Origin of the sequence: Rhizobacter koreensis (assembly GCF_013366375.1) — a bacterium.
In the GTDB taxonomy this organism is placed as follows: Bacteria; Pseudomonadota; Gammaproteobacteria; order Burkholderiales; family Burkholderiaceae_C; genus Schlegelella_A; species Schlegelella_A koreensis.
Genome location: NZ_JABWMJ010000004.1, coordinates 399,938 through 418,831, shown reverse-complemented (window position 1 = coordinate 418,831; position 18,894 = coordinate 399,938). Strand labels below are relative to the sequence as shown.

At 63.1% G+C, this 18,894-nt stretch carries 10 protein-coding genes and 1 pseudogene; 5 read left to right on the top strand and 6 right to left on the bottom strand.

All coding sequences use genetic code 11. From position 1 onward, the window contains the following. Nucleotides 1-9 precede the first annotated feature (9 nt). The 3 genes from HQN59_RS11270 (at nucleotide 10) to HQN59_RS11260 (ending at nucleotide 3,297) form a co-directional block, all read left to right on the top strand. Nucleotides 10-1,221, top strand: coding sequence for a CaiB/BaiF CoA transferase family protein (locus tag HQN59_RS11270; RefSeq protein WP_176069160.1), 1,212 nt, complete (start codon nucleotides 10-12; stop codon nucleotides 1,219-1,221). A gap of 52 nt (nucleotides 1,222-1,273) precedes the next feature. After that, nucleotides 1,274-2,209 (top strand): LysR substrate-binding domain-containing protein, encoded by a 936-nt coding sequence (locus tag HQN59_RS11265; RefSeq protein WP_176069158.1) that lies wholly within the window; start codon nucleotides 1,274-1,276, stop codon nucleotides 2,207-2,209. A gap of 107 nt (nucleotides 2,210-2,316) precedes the next feature. Then, entirely contained in the window at nucleotides 2,317-3,297 is a 981-nt protein-coding gene (locus tag HQN59_RS11260; RefSeq protein ID WP_176069156.1) for a tripartite tricarboxylate transporter substrate-binding protein, read from the top strand. 40 nt (nucleotides 3,298-3,337) lie between these two features. Here HQN59_RS11260 and HQN59_RS11255 read toward each other — a convergent pair whose 3' ends face one another. After that, a complete protein-coding gene (locus tag HQN59_RS11255; protein ID WP_176069153.1) occupies nucleotides 3,338-3,850 on the bottom strand; it encodes an Lrp/AsnC family transcriptional regulator in 513 nt (170 codons plus the stop codon). A 57-nt stretch (nucleotides 3,851-3,907) separates the two neighbouring features. Between HQN59_RS11255 and HQN59_RS11250 the strand changes: the two are divergent. Then, a pseudogene (locus tag HQN59_RS11250) lies at nucleotides 3,908-4,294 on the top strand (thiamine pyrophosphate-binding protein); the annotation flags it as partial. Between the two features lie 144 nt (nucleotides 4,295-4,438). Next, complete coding sequence (locus tag HQN59_RS11245; protein WP_003049965.1) at nucleotides 4,439-7,354, top strand: Tn3-like element IS1071 family transposase; 2,916 nt, start codon at nucleotides 4,439-4,441, stop codon at nucleotides 7,352-7,354. 112 nt (nucleotides 7,355-7,466) lie between these two features. On the opposite strand, the gene HQN59_RS11240 is transcribed toward HQN59_RS11245, so the two are convergent. Genes HQN59_RS11240 through HQN59_RS11220 form a run of 5 tightly spaced genes read right to left on the bottom strand, consistent with a single transcriptional unit; the run spans nucleotide 7,467 to nucleotide 18,588 of the window. Further along, nucleotides 7,467-8,327, bottom strand: coding sequence for a protein kinase domain-containing protein (locus HQN59_RS11240; RefSeq protein WP_176069151.1), 861 nt, complete (start codon nucleotides 8,325-8,327; stop codon nucleotides 7,467-7,469). Between the two features lie 18 nt (nucleotides 8,328-8,345). Beyond that, a complete protein-coding gene (locus HQN59_RS11235; protein WP_176069149.1) occupies nucleotides 8,346-9,701 on the bottom strand; it encodes a DUF262 domain-containing protein in 1,356 nt (451 codons plus the stop codon). Between the two features lie 21 nt (nucleotides 9,702-9,722). Continuing rightward, entirely contained in the window at nucleotides 9,723-15,131 is a 5,409-nt protein-coding gene (locus tag HQN59_RS11230) for an FtsK/SpoIIIE domain-containing protein (protein WP_176069147.1), read from the bottom strand. After that, nucleotides 15,125-16,660, bottom strand: coding sequence for a hypothetical protein (locus tag HQN59_RS11225; protein ID WP_425342713.1), 1,536 nt, complete (start codon nucleotides 16,658-16,660; stop codon nucleotides 15,125-15,127). The genes HQN59_RS11230 and HQN59_RS11225 overlap by 7 nt, the downstream gene beginning before the upstream one ends. A gap of 20 nt (nucleotides 16,661-16,680) precedes the next feature. Next, on the bottom strand, nucleotides 16,681-18,588 hold the full coding sequence (locus tag HQN59_RS11220) for a hypothetical protein (RefSeq protein WP_217704033.1): 1,908 nt from the start codon (nucleotides 18,586-18,588) through the stop codon (nucleotides 16,681-16,683). Nucleotides 18,589-18,894 lie beyond the last annotated feature (306 nt).

Genomic DNA, 18,894 nt, shown 5'->3' with positions numbered 1-18,894 from the left:
CCCGACACGATGAGTCATACCCTTCCACTGGCCGGCATCAAGGTGCTTGACCTGTCACGCGCCCTTTCCGGCCCGTTCTGCGCGATGATCCTCGGCGACCTCGGCGCCGAAGTGTTCAAGATCGAGCCGCTGCCCGGCGGCGACATGGTGCGAGAGTGGGGTCCGTTCGCGGGTGACACCAGCGTCTACTATCTGAGCGGCAATCGCAACAAAAAAAGTGTTGCGCTGAACTTCCGCAGTTCCGAAGGCGCGCGCATCCTGCGCGAGATGGCAGCCAAGGTCGATGTCGTCGTGGAGAACTTCAGGCCGGGTGTCATGGAGCAGATGGGCATGTCGCTCGCCGAGCTGCATGCGCTGAACCCAGCGCTAATCCTGGCGAGCATCACCGGGTTCGGCAGCCATGGACCCAAGAGCAGCTGGCCGGGGTTCGATCAGGTCGCACAGGGTTTCGCCGGATTCATGAGTTTCACCGGCAGTCCGGAGTCGGGGCCGCAACGCGTGGGCGTTGCGATCGGCGACCTCACGTCCGGGATGTGGGCCGCAGTGGGAGTCCTTGGCGCGGTCATCCAGCGGCACAGCAGCGGCCATGGCCAGAAGGTCGAGACTTCGCTCCTCGCCAGCCTGATGGGCCTGCTCAGCGTACAGGGTCAGCGCTACCTCTCGCTGGGCGAAGTGGCCCGGCCCGCTGGCAACGTCCATCCCGTGATAGCGCCGTATGGCGTGTTCGAGGCTCAGGACGGCCCCCTCACCGTGGGTGCAGCGACGCAGGACCAATGGGTCAAGCTGGCCCGGCTCGTCGGGCTTGAAAACCTGGTGTCGGATCCGCGGTTCCTGACGAACGCGGACCGGGTGCAGCACCGCACGGAGCTGAAGGCGCTGCTGGAAGCTCCTCTCGGACGGCAGGACCGTGCCACATGGACGGCGCGGATGGTCGAACAAGGTATCCCTGCCGGACCGATCAACGACATCGCCGACGCATTCGCGGAGCCGCAGGTGCAAGCGCTGGGGCTGGTCGAGACCTTCGAGCACCCTACCCTTGGGACGATGCGCCAGGTGGGCAATCCGGTGACCATGGACGGACTGCGCGATGGCACGGTGCGGCTGCCCCCGCCGCTGCTGGGGCAGCATACGTCCGAAGTCCTCGCCGAGTTCGGCTACCCGGCGTCGCAAGTCGAGGAGTGGATCCGGAACCGCGTGGTAATGCAGGGCGGTCCGCTGTGAGAGCAGCGTGGGGCGCACGCCTGCGCTCCACGCCCGGGCAGAATGAGCGCCCATGGAACTGCGCCAACTGCGTTACTTCGTCGCGGTCGTCGAATGCGGATCGCTCTCGCGCGCCGCGTCGATGGTGCACATCGTGCAGCCGGCGCTCAGCCAGCAAATGGGCCAGCTCGAGCAGGAACTCGGCGTTCAATTGCTCCATCGCAGCGTGCGCGGTGTGACGCCCACCCCCGCTGGACACGCGCTATACCGGCATGCGCAGCAGATGCTGAAGATGGCCGACCAGACGCAGGACGCGGTTCGCAACTCCGTGGGCGAGATCGGAGGCCCGGTCAAGCTCGGCCTGCCGAGCAGCCTCGCCCTCGTGCTGGTTGGCCCCCTCGTTGGTGCGTTGGAGATGCGCTTCCCGGGGATTTCCCTGGAGGTCTACGAAAGCCCCAGTTCGTATCTGCCGGCGCACCTGATCAACCAGCAAGTGGATCTCAGCGTGCTCGTTGACGACCTCACGCTTCCCGGCATCCATGCAGAGCCCTTGCTTGAAGAGAGCCTGTACTTCGCCCAACCGAGACATGCTCCTGTCCTCGAGGGTGCCGATTTCACGTTGGCGTCAATCGCGCGCGTTCCGCTGATGCTGACGACGCATGCCACGACGCTGCGGCACCTTGTCGACCGCGCGTTCACGGAGGCTGGCGTCCTCCCGATCGTCAAGGCGCAGGCCAGCTCGATCCAGACACTGCTCCTGATGGTCGCGAAAGGCGGTGCCGGAACGATCGTGCCGCGTTCGGCTCTTGCGTTGCATGTGGCCGCGGATCTGCTGAGGGCGAACATCATCGAACCCAGGATCATTCGCCGCGCGACCCTGGCGTACTCGCGCCTCGGCTACCTGTCACCGGCAGCGGGCTGCGTCCGCGACGTGCTGCGTGAAATCGCTGACCAGGTGATCGGCGCCGAGAAGTGGTTCATCGACGCGATCCCGGACACGCAGCCATAGCTGCCGGCGATACCCCTAGCGCGAATCCGTAGTGGTGCGCGGCAGGGCCCATTCCTATAGTGGGTGAGGAAGGGCATTGCCGCCCTCCGACAAGAATGGAGACAACCATGCATTCGCGCCAACTTTTCGCCGTGCTCCCAGCTGCCGCGCTGCTCATCGCAGCACCTCTCGCGCAAGCCCAGACGGCGGACAACTACCCTGCTCGCCAGCCGGTTCGCCTGATCGTCACTTTCTCTCCAGGCGGGGGCGCTGACGCGGCGGCGCGAGCGATCAGCGACAAGCTCGCTGCGAAGCTCGGCCAGACGGTCATCGTCGAGAACCGGCCGGGTGCCGGAGGCTCCATTGCGACGAACTACGTTGCAAAGAGCGCGGCGGACGGCTATACGGTCCTGTTCACTGTGTCATCCCACAGCATCAACCAGGCAATGATGGCCTCACTGCCGTTCGACACCGAGAAGGACCTTCGAGGCGTGACCCTCGTCGGGCTCCTGCCGCAGGTACTCGCAGTCCACCCGTCCGTCCCCGCGAGCAACTTGACCGAGTGGCTCGCACTGGGCCAGAAGGATCCGCGATTCCGCCAGTACGCCACCGGTGGGGTCGGATCGCCTGGGCATTTTGCCGGCGCCGTGCTCCAGGCCATGTCCCACCAGCCGCTCGTGCATGTGGGCTACAAAGGCGCAGGCCCTGCGATGGCGGACGTCATGGGCAACCAAGTTCCCGCGGTCCTCAGCACCATGGGCGGCATGATGCCTCACATCCAGAGCGGCAAGCTCAAGGCCATCGCCATTACATCCAAGGACCGCTCCCCCCTTCTGCCCAACTTCCAGACGATCGGCGAAACTCTCCAGGGTTACGAGTCGGACACCTGGATCGGCACATTCGTGCCCACAGGCACGCCGCAGCCGATCATCGCCAAGCTGCATGCGGCCACCGCGGCTGCATTGACCGACCCGGACGTCAAGGCCCGCCTGGACACCCAGGGCGTGAGCATCGTGGCAGGTTCGCCCGCGGAGCTCGATCGCCGCGTCTCACGTGAGATCAAGCTCTTCACGCAGGTGGTCAAGGAACAGGGCATCAAGGCTGAATAGCGACGACGAACTGGTGATCGGCGGCAAGGTTCAACGCGGATCACCCGACGGGCACGTGCCCGTCCTTGAGCACACGCAGCACGAAGCTGGATTTGCTGTGCCGAATGCCTGGGATCTTGTAGAGCTTCTCCCGTAGCAGCCGTTCGTAGTCTCGGGTGTCCTTCACCGCGATGCGGATGTAGTAGTCGTAATCGCCGGAAACCAGGTACGCATCCATCACCTCCGGAATCTGCGAGAGGATGCGGCCGAATTCATACAGCGTCTGGTCGGTGTGGCTCGCAAGTGTGAGCTGCACGATGACAGTGTCCTGGTAACCCAGGCGCGTGCGCTCGACATCGACCGTATACCTCTTGATCACGCCGTCCGCCTCGAGGCGCTTGATGCGGCTCCAGCAGGTCGTCGGCGAGAGCTTCACAGTGGCGCCGATCTCCTGCAGTGTCCGGCGCGAGTCGGTGAGCAGCTCGCGCAGGATCGCGAGGTCGAATTTGTCGTAAGTAGCCGGGGTTTGTTCCGCGGATATCGACTTCTGTCGAACGTTTTTCGGTGCTTTCATTGATAAGGGGCAGAAGATCGAAGCAAATTCTGACTCAAACGCTGAAGAATCTCCATCATGGATGCGCAACTTTCCGAACAGCTTACGGGTGCAGCCGGCGTGCCTGCCACACGCACTGGCGCGCAGATCCTGCTGGATGCGCTGGTGGCCTGCGGCGTCGACACGATCTTCGGCTACCCGGGCGGTGCTGCGCTGCCCTTGTACGACGCACTGTTCACCGAGCCGCGATTGCGCCATGTGCTCGTCCGACACGAGCAGGCGGCGGTCCATGCCGCCGAAGGTTATGCGCGCAGCACGGGCCGGCTCGGGGTTGTGCTGGTGACCTCCGGACCGGGTGTCGGTAACACGATGACCGGCTTGCTCGACGCGATCAGTGATTCCGTTCCGGTGTTGTGCATCAGCGGGCAGGTCGCGACAGACGTGATCGGCACGCAGGCCTTCCAGGGGTCTCCTCGTTTTCAGTGCAATAAGTGACGGTACGCAAAGCTAGCACTGGCGCGGGGGTGGTCTGGGTAGACCGTTGATTTCATTGACTTTCCTGTTCGCTTTGTAAACGGGTATGGTGGCCTCCCACTTTTGAGGTTCACGATGCAGGGTTGGCACACAACGTTTTTGGGGATGCGTGGGCTCCCCCGCGATATCAGCGACTTCGAGATGAAGGCATTTTTCACCTTCGATGGTGCCGAGCGCGACGCAATCAATGCACGCCGAGGTGATTCCCACAAGCTTGGTCTGGCGCTCCATATTGGTTTCCTGCGCATGAGTGGGCGTTTGCTCGGTGCCTTTCGGGTAATTCCAGTAGCCTTGTGGCGCCACCTTGGCAACGAGCTTGGCATTGCAGCACCAGAAGTCGCCTCGCTGAGAGCCATGTATGAACGCGGGCGCACGCTATTCGATCACCAACAAGTAGCCTGCACGGTCCTTGGATTCCAGTGGATGAGCGAGCACCAGCGCCGCTCACTGGTACGTGAACTGCGCGACGAAGTGGCGCGCTGCGCCGACCGCGATCAGCTACTCGTGCGGGCGCGTCAATGGCTGTACAAGAACAAGCTGGTGATCGTGCACGAGCGGGCAATTCGGACACTGATTGCGGCGGCACTTGCCCAGCTTGAAGTTGAAACAGGCACCGCCATCGCCGCCAGCGTTGATCCAGCAACACTTGATCGCTGGCGAGCCTCAGTTTCAGAGCTGCGCCCAGATGGACAAACCCAGCAGAGTTGGCTATGGGCTGCACCGGCGAAACACTCAACCCGCCAAATCAGCGAGGTACTGGAGCGCATCGACCTGCTTTACACGCTGGACGTTCATAAGCACCTGGCAGACATCCCCGATCTCATCTTGCGCCGCTACGCGCGCCGACTTGTCTCCAGGCCGCCCTCAGCCGGAGCCAAGATCAAAGAGCCAGCGCGCACCGTGGAGGTCGCATGCTTTCTTCGGTATTGCCTGTTCACCACCACAGACCAGTTGATCCTTATGGTGCAGCGCCGGATCGCCGATCTGTGGCGTCAGGCTGCCGCCGATGTCCCCGCTACCGTCAATTGGGCCGCAATGTACAAAACGCTGCTCGGCGAACTTGTTGCCTTGAGCGCGCAAGGTGCGGTGCCAGATGCTGAGTTGCGTGCCCGTCTTGAAGCCTTGATCACCGAAACCCAGAAACGCAAACCACCGAGCAGGGCCTCCCTGGTCCGCGAGGGATTGATTGATGGAATTCGCCCCGTGCGGTCGTTGCTCGTCGCCATTGCAAAGCTGCCCTGGCAGGCCACCGGCGAGCATCCTGCCATCGAGTACCTTGCCAAGCTGCAAGCTTTATATCTCAAAGGATCCAGAAAGCTGCCAGTTGAAGTGGTGGCACCAAGTCTGGGAATGATCTGGCAGGTTTCGATCTCCAGCCCAGACCGGGAACGGGCGTTTCAGGCGTTGGAGGTGGCCACCCTGTTTGCCCTGCGCCGCGCGGTGCGCAATGGCTCGGTCTGGATTGAGCACAGCCTGAGCTTTCGGGGTCGTGCGCGCTTGTTCTTCACGGACGAGCGTTGGCAGGCAGAGTCCAAGAAACACTATGCCCGTCTATCGTTACCCAGCAAGGCTGCCACTTTCTTGAAGCCTTTGCTGGCCAGAGTAACTGCCGGTGTCGATGCGGTGGCCGCTGCAGCCCGCAGTGGCGTACTGCGCGTGGATGATGAACTCCATTTGTCGCCATTGCCCGCAGAGGACGAAGACCCAGAAGTGACCAAGCTGCGCGCGGCTTTGGATCACCGCATCGGTGAGGTTCAATTGCCGGAAGTGATTCTGGCCGTTGACGCCCAGGTGCGCTTTAGCTGGATCATGCTCGGACGTGAGCCGCGCTCTACCGACGAGCTGCTGATGGTCTATGCCGGCATCATGGCCCACGGCACCAGTCTGACTGCGGTCGAATGCGCGCGCATGATTCCGCAATTGTCTGCCACCAGCATTCGCCAGGCCATGCGCTGGGCGCGGGACGAACGGCGTCTGAGCCAGGCCTGCCAGGCTGTGCTGGAATTCATGCAGCGACACCCGATTGCCGCCACCTGGGGGCGGTCCGATTTGGCATCTTCTGACATGATGAGCATGGAGACCACCAAACGGGTGTGGCAAGCCCGGCTTGATCCTCGGCGCAACACACCTTCCATTGGAATCTACTCCCATGTAAAAGACCGGTGGGGCATCTTCCATGCGCAGCCCTTTGTGCTCAATGAGCGCCAGGCGGGCGTGGCCATTGAAGGTGTCATCCGCCAAGAAAAGCTGGAGACCAGCCAGCTTGCTGTGGATACCCATGGCTACACCGACTTTGCCATGTCACATGCCCGTTTGCTTGGTTTTGATCTTTGCCCGCGGTTGAAGGAACTCAAACAGCGCCACCTCTTTGTGCCACGCGGCACCAAAGTGCCCGCAGAAATCGCTGCGGTGTGCGAAGCCAATGTCGACGTCGCTTTGATCGAAAAGCATTGGGATAGTCTGGTGCACCTGGCAGCCTCGGTCATGAGCGGACATGCCAGTGCGGTGGCAGCTCTTGCGCGGTTCGGTTCTGCCGCCCAGGGCGATCCAATCTATGAGGCTGGCGTGCAATTGGGGCGGTTGCTGCGTACGGCGTTTTTGGCTGACTACTTTGTCAAGGACGCTTTCAGGAACGAGTTGCGCCGGGTGCTCAATCGGGGCGAGGCTGTTAACGCCCTCAAGCGCGCCATTTATACCGGCCGGATCAGCCCGGCGCAGGCCAAACGTGTCGATGAAATGCAGGCTGTGGCCGATGCGTTGAGCCTGATGGCCAACATCGTGATGGCGTGGAATACCTCACAGATGCAGGCGGTCCTGGATCGCTGGTCGAACCGCCGCCAGGTCATTCCACCGGAACTGATCGGGAAGATTGCGCCCACCAGGCTGGAGAGCATCAACTTGCGGGGTGTGTTTCGCTTCCCGGTTGACCGCTATGCTGACCAAATCCTGCCTTCGCGGCCAAATGCATCGATAACTGGCACCAATGGATGAAACCGACCACGGTTTGACGCCACGAATCGCAGATTTGAAAGTGAACAGGAAAGTCAATGAAATCAACGATCTACCAACACCACCTCCGCGCCAGTGCTAGCTTTTCGTACCGTCACTTATTGCACTGAAAACGAGGAGACCCCTTCTGGCAGTTGTGGAGCAAAGCTCGCTCCATGATCGGATAGAGCTCCGGAGGACCACGCCAGTCGGCGTCTCGCACGATGCCCGTCGGATGCCTCCCGCAGGTCGCATACCAAAAGACGGATGCCAACTGAAAGACGTCCGATGTCTGCCCGATCACGTCAAGGCAGCCCAAGTTTTTGTTGAAGGCCTCGGGCGACATCCATTGCGCAGGTCCGATCCTCTCGTCCACTCGCGAGAGGTCGGGCCCGCCCTCATGCAGATCGCACAAGCCGAAGTCGCTGATAGCCCAGGCATCCCCGACCACAAGGATGTTCTCTGGCTTGATGTCGCGATGCAGGGCTCTCTCGTTGATCTTCACCAGGGCTCTGGAAAGCCCCAAGAATTGCGCAAGGTAGGTCGCAGGAGGAATCTTCTGGGGCGACTTTGCGTGTTTTCCCAGGTCCTCGGAGGCCTTCATGAGGATCACGAAAGGCAACTCCTCATCCCTGCCTCGATGCTGCGCCACGAACCGGCCGCTTCTCATGATTCGATCAGTTCGCGCCCCTTGCGCCACACCAGTCGCGACAAAGCGAATGATGTGCGGGTCGTCAAATCCGCGAAGTAGCTCCACTTCGCGATGGAATCGCTCGCGGCGGCGCTGTCGCAGCTCCAGCTGAAACTTGACGGCAAAGCTGTCGCCTGAGACCTTCTCGTTGCACTCGTGGACAACGGCGTTGCCGCCCGCTGCGATGCGCTCGCCAACGATGTAGACCTTTCCATCATCGCCAGCGATCTGGTCGTCGATGGTGTAGCCGCTGTTGAGGTTGCGAAACAGCGCGATTTGGCTCATGCCCAGGCCCGCATCGACTTATTGGCCGGCATCGGCTGCATCATCGTCGCGCTCGTCATCAACCGCGCCCGGGATCTCCGCCCCGTCAATCATGGCCGCCGCATCCACGTCGTCCTTGCACTTGGAATGGGCCCACTTGGCGTTCGACAACTGGAACACCGAGCTTCCTGCCGGCCAGTAGAGGATCGAGTTACCCAGGCTCGTCACGCCCTCGTCGAAGCCGCCGCAACCGCCGCAGACAAAGCCTTCCGCGGGCGGGCAGCCATCGCCATTGAAATTGGGATCAATGGCGAATCTGATGTCGCTTGCTGTTTCCGACACGATATCTCGTTGCTCCTTGTCTTGGATGGAGCCCGCGTAAGTACCTCGCAAGATGGCCCTAATGAACGCCATTCGCCAATTTCGGCTTGAAGCTGAGTTCGCCTGGGATACGCAGTAGACGGCGTATCTGCTCAGGATTCGCACCTCCGAGGTGGGAGCGATGCGTTTGTCCAGCACCATCAGGTCTTGCCGCAGGAAGCTCAAATCCGCCGGCAAGGCCAGGCCCGCGCGCTTGAGAGAGAGGACCGCGAAAAAGAGCGAATAAAAGTCGGCCTTCTGCTTCCAGCGAGTCTTCTTCATCGGGAAGGTCGCATCGAAGATCATCGCCACATCCGATACAGCGCCTTCGAACTCCGCTCGCGCGGCGGCTGATTCAGCCTGCGGCCAGGCCGCGTAGTCGCGACAGCATTCGTCGATGGCATCCTTCTTGTCGCTGATGCCTCGCAGCTGCGCCGCCAGCAGTTCGCTTACGTATTCGACATCAAGCGAACGCCGGCGCGCGGTCGCGTTGAAAAGCCCCATGTCGTCGAGCGCATCGAGGTTGGCCAATTCCTCAGAGACCTTCAAGAACTCACCCGGGAAGTCGGCCTTTCTGAGTTCTTGCCGGTTGAGCGGCACCAAGTATTTGTTGACTCGGGAATAGACCTCTCGAAGCTCGTCCTGCGGCAAGCCAGAGGCTTCGTTGAAATCAATCGAGTAGAGCAAGAAGTCGTCCCGAACCTCCTGCGGCAACTCCGAAAATTTCTTCCCGACATAGGGGCCGCTGTAGGGGTCTTCCAACCGGAAGTCGTCGTTCAGATAGGCCAAGATCGTCGTGATCCGCTGCTGGCCGTCGATCACGCTGCGATAGGTCCTCATGTCCTTGATAGCCTTGGACACGAAGATCTTCGGCATCGGGATGTCATTGAGGATGCTGTCGATCAGCATGACGCGCGCTGCATCGCCCCACACCTCTCGCCGTTGGTAGTCAGGCTGCAGCAGCAGCGTGCCGTTGCCATTCCAGTCCCGAATGTCGGCGATCGCGTGAGGGCTAGATTGCCACTTCTTAGCCATGGCCGCTCTCCTTGGTTCTCGTCATTGGTTGTCCGCGGCAACTGCGGCCACCGCGGCCTCGATGTCCTGGTCCGAAAGGAACGGAGCCTGCGCGAAGACCAAACCCTGCTCGCCGTTGAGCTTTGCGGCCAAGTGTCCTCGGCCCAGCAGCAGCTCCGCGCCGGGGCGATCGAGGGCGATCTTCGAGGTGGCTTCGCTGGAGACCTTCAAAATCAAGCGGTTGCCCAAGTTCTCCCGAAGCTGCATCGGCATCACATCCTTGTCCGGGCGCTGGGCCGCGAAGATCAAGTGGATCCCGGCCGCGCGGGCCTTGACGCCCAGGCGCTGCACAGCCGCGCCAACGGCTCCCTTGTAGGCGTCGTCAAGCATCCAGTCAGCGAACTCGTCATGGACCAAGAAAACCATGGGAAGCCGCTCGGCAACCGAAACCTTTGAGTTGTAGGTCGGCAGGTCGCGCGCGCGGGCCTTGGCAAACGCTCGGTAGCGGTCCTCCATTTCCTGCACGAGCGCCTCCAGGACCTCGCCAGCCTTCTCCTTGGTGGTCACGATCTCGTCGCGCATGTGAGGCAAGTCGGCCAAGGGGGCGTAATCGACGCCCATTTTCGGGTCGATCAGGATGAGCTGGGCCTGCTCCTTGGAGTTGGTGGCGGCGATGTCCAGCAGCAACGCTTGGATCAAGACCGACTTGCCGCTGCCCGTGGCGCCGGCCACCAGCGAATGCGGTTCGTGGGAGGAGAGGCCTCCGAACTCGGCGCCGAGGTTCAGATACAGCAGCGCGCCGTTGATCTCCTGGAGCCCAAGCAGGAATGAGGTGTTGATGCCGGCGACATTGCGATTGAGCTCCCTGCGCGCCCACAGCTCCCAAAGCGAAACGGCTTGCCGCTTGGCGCCGGCGACTGTCACCACAATCTCGCCCGGCTTGGGCTGGACCGTGACAAGGCTGATAGCGTGCGTGGTCAGAAGCTGGGTGCGCTTGTTCTCAATGTCCTCCACGCGCAGGCGATCCGACCCCGCCAGCCGAACTAGGCAGCCGTTGGGGGTCAGCCGCGTTCCGAGGATGGCGGCTTGGAATCCATAGCTGTTGAGGGCGGCCTTGAGCTTCTTGGTGACTTCCTCGGCCCAGGCCTCGCGCTCGGCGTCAGACTGGGCGCCGCCTGCGAACTTGGAAGCCACGAGCGCGGCCAGGGACGATGCCGCGCTGGGATTGGAAGGCAAGGAGGGCATCGAGGCCCGCTGGGTCGAAGTCTGAGCCTCGGCGCTGCCTTGGACCGTGTTTTGGGCAGGAGCCGTCGGCTCTTGCGCTGGGGGCTTGGTCAGAGCAGCAGTTTTGGCGTCCTCCACTGAGCCTTCGACGGAAGCCTCGGCGGCCCCACTCGCGAGCTGCCCCATGGCGGCAAGCCAGGGCACGCGCGGGGCGGGCGTCTTGAAGCTGTGGCCGGACCAGGGCTCGTGCGGGCCGAGGCCGGCGCGGGCTTGGAGGGCTGATCCGTTCTGGGCGTAGGCGGCCACGAGCTTTCGCAGGTCCTCCCGATCGAAGACTTCCTGCCAGGCCTTCACGCCGATCTCATCCAGCAGCAGCTCTTGATGCGAGGCAGAGCCGGATCCAGCCTCCGGGGTGTGGACATACACCTGCGAATAGCCCCTCAGCGAAATCTCGACGGAGCCTTCGCGAAGCTTCGCGCGCGCGCGCTCCATGAGGCCCGTCATGCCAGGCGGAATATCCGCATCGATCAGCATGTCGGCCAGCCGCGCGAGCCAGACATCCCGGTCGAGGCGCCCCGGATCCCCGAAGAGCGCCTCGCGGAACTTGCCCAGGGTTTGAAGCAGTTGGTCCTTGGAGCTGCGCTTCGCCTGCGCCAAGCCATCGGCGGCGACGTACTTCGACTCGACCACGGAGATCGTGACGCGGATTTCGCCATCCTTTTCCTCGGCGTTGATCGCGAGGATGTCGGCGATCCGGCTTTCAGGCTGCGAGAGCCAGCTCGCGTAGTCGTCGAGCAAGAAGTAGGCGGTCAAGACTTGACCGCCGTTGGCCTGAGCTTTGAACTCCTCGGAGAGCAGATGGCGGCTGAGGACTAGGCCGATCATCTCGCCAGCGGAGACCCCTCGCTTGGCCGCACGCAGGACGATGTCTCCGGAGACCGACAGGGCGTCGCGCTTAGCCTTCTCCGCCGCGCCAGCGATCTCCTCATCGGTCAGTGGCAGGTTCAGTTCGTCGAGCCGGCGCCGTACCAGGACACCAAGCAGCCGCAGCTCGGAGGTCGAGCTGACGATCATGTTGCGGCCATTGGTGGAGCCGCGGCGGTATCGGACGACGGTGATGTTGTTGTGCTGCAGTTGCCTCTTGTCGAGCAGCTCGTCGTAGGTGGCCACCCACTCGGCCAGGTCGTGGGCGTCCTTGATGAGCGCGGCGAGGTCCTGGCTTTGAAGCGAGATGCGCCGCGCGGGTAGTACCCGCTTGTCGGGCACCGCGTCCGTTTGGTTGCAGACGGCGGCCACGGCGGCCACATAGGCCCAGCCCGAGGCGGTCTGCCAAGGGCAAGTCAGGAAGGTCGTCGATTTAAGCTCGTCCTCGCCGGACACGCTTCGGTAGGACCAGCGCGAGGGCGCATGCTCCAGGTTCGGGCGCTCATTGGTCCATGCGACGGGCAGCCACTCTTCCTTGGCTGAGCGCGCGACCACATCGTGCAGGAAGGCGACATCGAAGGCCTTGAAGCCTTGAGCGCTTTCGCTGGGCGTCGATGAGATCGGTGAGACGGCTATGCGCAGCTTCGAGATGAAGTTGTCGCTGGTCTCGCTGACCACCGGCAAGTCCGGATCGTCGCCGGCTTTGTTGACCAGCTCGCCGTAGACGCTGCGCAGCTTCGCTTGGTCGGCGTGCCGGACCGAGACGCTGCATTGGAACCGGCCCTCCTCCTGGATCGACGAGAGCTCGCGCACGGTGGAGAGGGGAAGCTCGGCGGCATCGGCGTTGTAGAGCACCACGCTGAGGTTCGAAGCCTCGTGGGGCTGGAGGTCCACATAGCGCTCCAAAAGCTCCCTGGCCTGCTTGGCTGCCGCCGCAGGGTCCACGTCGGTCATGGCGTCCTCGTCGCCTCGGACGGGCGCCTCTAGGAGGCTGTATCCATTGACCGTGCTGCTTTCGCTCACCAGCTTGGGCGAGCCGCCCTTGCCCAAGACGGCGATCTCCGGATAGAAGGGATGAGCGAGCTCGTCGGCAAGCTCCCGCATGAAGATGTCGCGGTCGCCATAGAGGATGTTGCCGCTCGATAGCAGATGGGTAGCGAAGCCGGCCACGCGGTGGGACTTGACCGCCAGGGCCTTCATCCGCTCCGGGTGCCAAGGGGGGATGATCAAGGCGGGGTTGTCGCCGGCCACGCGGACCGTGCCCACAGAGAGGACCTCGGAGACCAGCCGAGAGCGGCAGACATCGCCGCGGGCATGGGCCATCAGGGTGTTCAGCAGCGCGCCGAAGGACTCGGCTTGGCGCATGACCGCCTCGCCATGCAGGCCAATCGAAGCAAAGTCCTCCACGGCCTTGATGTAGTCGGCCTCGAAGGCGTCCCATGCGCCGCGGACTTCATCGCGTTGGCTCTGCGTCAGCCGCCCCTCCTCGAAGAGCGCCTTAATCTGGCTCTTGATTTCGGCCCGAAGGCTGCGGAGTTTGTTCGCCGCCGGCACCAGCGAGCCGGCGTCGGTGGAGTAAGTGGCTTCAAGCGTACCCGTGTCGAGCAGCGAGACGTGCTGAACTCCGCCCTTCTTGCTGACCAAGCGGCGCGGGACTTCGGTGCAGCCCACCGCCCCCTTCTCCAGGAGGCGGCGCATGTCGGCGACCATCGATAGGCCGATCGAGGTGGGCTTGTAACTCCACAGCAACTGGGTCTTGCTGATCTTCGACTCGGCCCCGCCAGAGAACTTGAGCAGCTCGACATCGAACTTGATTTGCAAGGCCTGCCGCGAAAGCGAGGTGACGGCCTTGAACTTCTTGTTGCGGCTCTCGGCGATCTGGCGCTCCTTGGCGATGAAGCGCTCGAACTCGAACAGGGGATCGGGCAGGTCAGCCGCGGTCATGCGCGTCACCTTCCAATCGACCTTGGCCCCCATCAGCTCCCGGAGCCCTCGATACATGGCGGAGAAGAAGCAGCCGGCGTCATGGTTGAAGCGCTCGCGCCACTCGGTCCTGCCCTTGTTGACGGTGAATCGCAAGATGCGCTCTCCGCTGGCGTCCTCCAGGCCGGCGTGAAGGTTGTTGACCACTCGCGCGAAGCCATCGAAGAAGTCGGAGCACTCGATGGGCTTACCGAACAAGGCCTTCTCCCAACGGGAGAGCAGTTTCGAGTCGCGCTCCAGGAAGCGGCGGTGGGAGGCGAAGAATTCCTCGTCTTCCGGCGTGAACTCGGCCCGGCGCTCGCGCGACTTCAATTCTTCCAGCAGCCTGCGCGCCTCCGGCTCCAAGGCGTTCTCTTCGTCGCAGTCGTGGTCGAAGAAGCGCAGCGTTGTGTCGGCAAGGCCTTGCTGCTTTTCCTTGGGCTTGTCGAAGGCCAGGAAAACACCATCGGCTTCCCACTCGAACTCAGCGAGGTCGGCGGCGGCCTCCAAGTCCCCCATGGGTGCGGCAGCGAAGGCCGCCAGTGCTAGGCGCGCGCCCTCGGCGATCTCGTCGGCGTTGGCCTCGATCCGCTCAAGGAGCTCGTCGGCATCAAGCGGCTGGCCGTTCTGGCGGATCTTCCTGAGAAGCGGCGCCCGTTGGGTCAACAGCTTGATGAAGGCCTTCTGCCACGGGCCGCGGGCGGTCCCGAAGGTCTTTGCATTGGAGAAGTAGCCGCTGTCCCTCGGAAGAGCGGCCCGCGGCAAGGCATAGCCCACCGCGTCCCGGATCGGCAGTCCCCGCGTGGAGATCGCCTCGACGATCTCGGCGCAGAACTCGCCAAGCTGGACAAGTGAGGGCTCGGTCGCGGCAAGCAGGCCACCGATCGCCGCATGAAAGACCGCGCGGTCGTCGGGGACGGGGGAAAGGCCACCCGTTTGGAGAGCCGCATCCACCCAGGGCTGGGCCTCGGAGCGCATCTCCTTGGCCCCGATGGGCGTGACGTGCGCCAGCGTGTCGGCGAGGTTGTGCTCGCTGCCGCTGGCCGTGAGGATTGCCTCCTTCTGGGTCTCAGCATTGTTGCGCACATAGCCAGCGTTCTGCTGGATCAGGATCTCCTGCGGCATGCCCTGCCCCGAGACCAGTCCCTCGGGAATCATCAGATCAACGCGCGCGACCAAGTCGGGCCTGCCTAGAACAGCCCGGGCCACGGCGGCGACTTGGCTCGGCGAGAGCTTGTCGAGCCGGAAGAGTGCGACGGAGTCACCCGCCTGCCCGGGGTTGGCGAGGCGCTTGGAGAGGATCTCCGCACCGACGCGCCCGATGATGCGATCGGTCAGCATGCGGCCTCCAGCTCGGACACAAACGGGTTTTCAACAAACGAGCAGGAGTCCGAGAGCCTGCGCACCAAGCCGAGGCCCACAAGCCGGGACTCCAGGTTGTCGCGGTTCTCGCTGAGCTCGGCCTGGTCGATGGACTTTGCTTCGACCAAGCGAGCGCCTTCGGCATCGCCAACGATCAAGCCATAGCGGCGCTTGGCCTCGACCAGGAACTCGTCGAACTGCATGCGGTCGCCGACGATGGCGATGACAATCGACTTGAGGAGCCGGTCGTTGGGGGCGTAGCGGTATCGGCGCGAAAGGCGCCGCGAGCTCAGCCCAATCGCCCGCGACCATGCCGCATGGATCTTGCCCACATGCTGGCCATGCCGTTGGAGCGCTAGCTCAACAAGCTTGGAGACCAGCTCATCGGGCTTGCGACTTGCGTAGCCCTCGTCGTCCCTGTCGTCCCCTTGTGGCCATTGGAAGGCCTCGCGCAGCAGCTTCACGCGCTCGGCGTCGGGAAACTCCGCCGAACCCGCGTCGATCCAGGCCTGCTGGCTCCGTATGGACTCGACATGGGCGCGGACCGCCTTCTCCGGGCAGCCCTGGTTCGCCTGGTAGCTGTCGCCGGAGAGCGCCCGGACCTTGCGGCCATCCTTGGAAACGATCTCGCAGACAAACTCGACCGGCTCATCGTCCCCTGCGACCCGCTTGGCGCGCTCAAGGAAGTAGAGCAGCATGTTCAGCCCCGTGATTGCGATCAGGTGCTCCAAGGCGTCATAGACCGGCATGTCCCGCGAGAGGATTGCGAGCCAGTCTTCGCACATTTGATCGAAGCGCGGGTTGGAGACCTCAGGCAGGTAACCGGACTGGCGCGATTCCTCGGGAAGCTGCGGGGCGCCTTGCAGAGCCCTGGCCAAGCGGTTCATGGGCGCGGAGCGCTCGAATAGCCGCTTGGCTAACAGGTCGCCAAGCTCGGCACCCCTGCTGGCCCGGGCGAGCATCAAATAGAGCAGCTCTCCGGTCCTCGCAAAGAAGCGCCGGTCGTTGCTCATATTGCCCTTGGCGTCGATCTGCAAGTCCTCGTAAAGCGCATCGGGGCCGAAAGGGAAGACGAACTTGGAGCTCCAGCGCTTGTTGCTTCGGGACTCAAAGGATGAAGAACGCAGCAGCTCGATGGCCTTGGCGAAGTCGTCGAAGCTGTTGAACGACCGGCGCAGGTAGGCCAAGTCGGCGGCGCCGTCTCCGTTGCCTGTGCTGCCTTGCTCGAATTTCAAAAGCCACTGGCGCCACTTCTCGTCGTCGGCCAGCTTGCTCTCGGCGATGGGCTCGACATATGGGTTGTTGAAGAGCAGCCCGCGCAGGCGCATCTGGCGCTGCGGCTTGAACTGGACGGCACCCCCGAGGCCATCATGGGGCCGCAGGGGCTTATCGAGGTTTGACCCCAAGACGCCCAGGAACTCCAGCACGGTTAAGTGTGGGAGCTGCTCGTCGTAGAGGCGATGGCCCCAGATGTTCTCGTCAACACAGAAATCGACGCTCTTGATCAAGGGCCGCTTGATGGTCCTACTCATACCGGCGCCCTCACGGTCACGGGTCGGGTCAAGCCACGCCCGCCAGGCTCGATCTCGATGAAGTCCAGCGTCATGGCAGCTTCGTCGCCCCCCACCTCGTCATCTTCGGCCACGCCGTTCTTGCGCACCGTCTCGGCCTTGCGCAGCAGCTTGGACTTGAACGCGAGCAGGTCTTCGAGGCACTCGTTGGAGAAGCTCGCAGGCAGCGACCCCTCCGCCACCCGAGAGAGGAATTCGTGCCGGATGGGCGTGAGATCGAAGGCAACTCGATTGGCCGCCCCTGGCGCGAGCTGAACCTCTAGATAGGGCCGGCCAGTTAGCGAATTGAGGCGGAAGGCCATGCCGACGCCTTGCTGGCGCCTGGCAGAGGTTTCGTGGTCGCAGAGCACGCTTACGCGGCTTTGCGTGAATCCGCCGGAGCTGGCGATGAACACGCGGTCGGTGTTCTCAAGCAGCAAGCCGGTCAGGACGCGGTTCAGACCCTTGGCGATCCGAGAGCGGACCGCCTCGCTGACCTGCTTCTTGCCCTCGGCCAGCGTTTCGATGACTTCCAGGTATTCGCCCGCGTAGCGGAAGACAGTCATGGCCCAGCGCGAGTAGCCGAGCTCGTCGCTGGGCAGCGTGAAGTAGAGCCTGCGCCGTTGGTCTTCAAGCATATCCATGAACTCGTCGGCGCCTCCGTCAAGCCGCGCGCCCTCATGGCCTTCCAGATAGTTCTCCTGGGCTTGAAGGTAGTTCGCGGTCGCGCCGTAGATGGGGTCGCTGGCGACCAAGCGGGCGAAGTCGGCCTGCAGCCGGGAATCGTCCTTGCCATACACCAGCAGGCCATCGGCGGCATTGGTGGTCTCCTCGCCAACGCCAAACCCCGCCATCGCCTTGAAGACGGGGCGGTCCGCAGCCCTGCGCCTAGGCAGGTTGGCCCCGAACGCATTGGCGTAGACGCTGGCTTTGCTGACGTTGCCGGCCTCTTGGATCTTCGCCACATCAGCGCAGGTCATGAGGTTCTCTTTGGCCTCCTTGGCATCGGAGTGGCCCAGGACCATGTTCGCGCAAAGCGCGAGCAGGTCGCGGACAGGCAAGTGCAGCCCGTTCAGGCGGGCGATCTCGATGAGGTCGCCCAGTCGGCCAGCGAGCTGGCCGCCATCGGCATCTCCAAGCAGCCGGCGGCGGTTCTCGTCTATCGGACAGACCTTGCCGTCTGCCCTTAACGCGCAGCGGGAGCAGTTCTCCCACTCCTGATGCCCGGCAACGGCCTTGGCAACCTCTTCGAATGTCTTGCGGGTCGTTGTGCGGCTGAGATCGAACACGGCCAGACGCTCAGGCGCAGGCCCAGCTTGCAGGAAGCACTCTTGGAGCGGCGTTCGCAGCGGATGCCTGCGGCCTTGGCGCTTGCCCATGTCACGCAAGCGGTCGAGCACCTGGCCGTGGTTGGCCGCGACGACCAGAACCTCGGAGTCGTCCCCGCCGAGCACCGATCGCTCCAGGCGTTGAAGCGGCAGGTCGCTCTCCTGGCCGTTGAACTCGGATAGATCCTTGATGAAGACCGCCAATCGGCCATCGGCCAAGCGGAGCTCCTTGACATTGCCTTTGGCCGACCAAGCCTTTGGATCGCCGCCGAGGCGAGCCCACAACGCGCGGCAGTGGTAGGTCTTCCCATCGCCGGCAGTCCCGGCGATCAACATGGAGCCTGGCGCCTTGGACTCGATGCGCTTGACCATGTCTTCAAGCAAAGGGGTGGCCAGCTGGATCGGCTGCACCTTCGCTCGGCCAACGGCACCCGACACATATTCGTCGAACATGGTCAGGTTCTGCGGTGTCGGACCATAGCTGCGCAGGAAGCGCACCCAGATGGCGGCCGGCGGTGCGCCGAGTTCCCCCGTGCCAAGCGGGCTGGCAGTTGTCATTTCGTCCTCCCTTACGAACTCATTCTGCCTTGCGAGTAGAGTCGCCCGGGTTTCCTAGACGACCGTGAGCCCCGCGGATCAACGGTGCAGGCACTCTACCGACGATTGGATGGCGACGGTCGTGGTGCGCCCTTGGGGGCTTTGAGCAGCTCAGAATTCGCTGATCAAGTGGCTGCCGTCGGGCACTTGCCACGGCAACGGTCACGGTGCAGTGGGCTATGGCGGCATCCGCAACCGGCTGCCACATCGTTCGGGCTTTGAGTCCCGCCTCCAGCATGCTCCGGGTGCACCGACAACAGCGTGCGC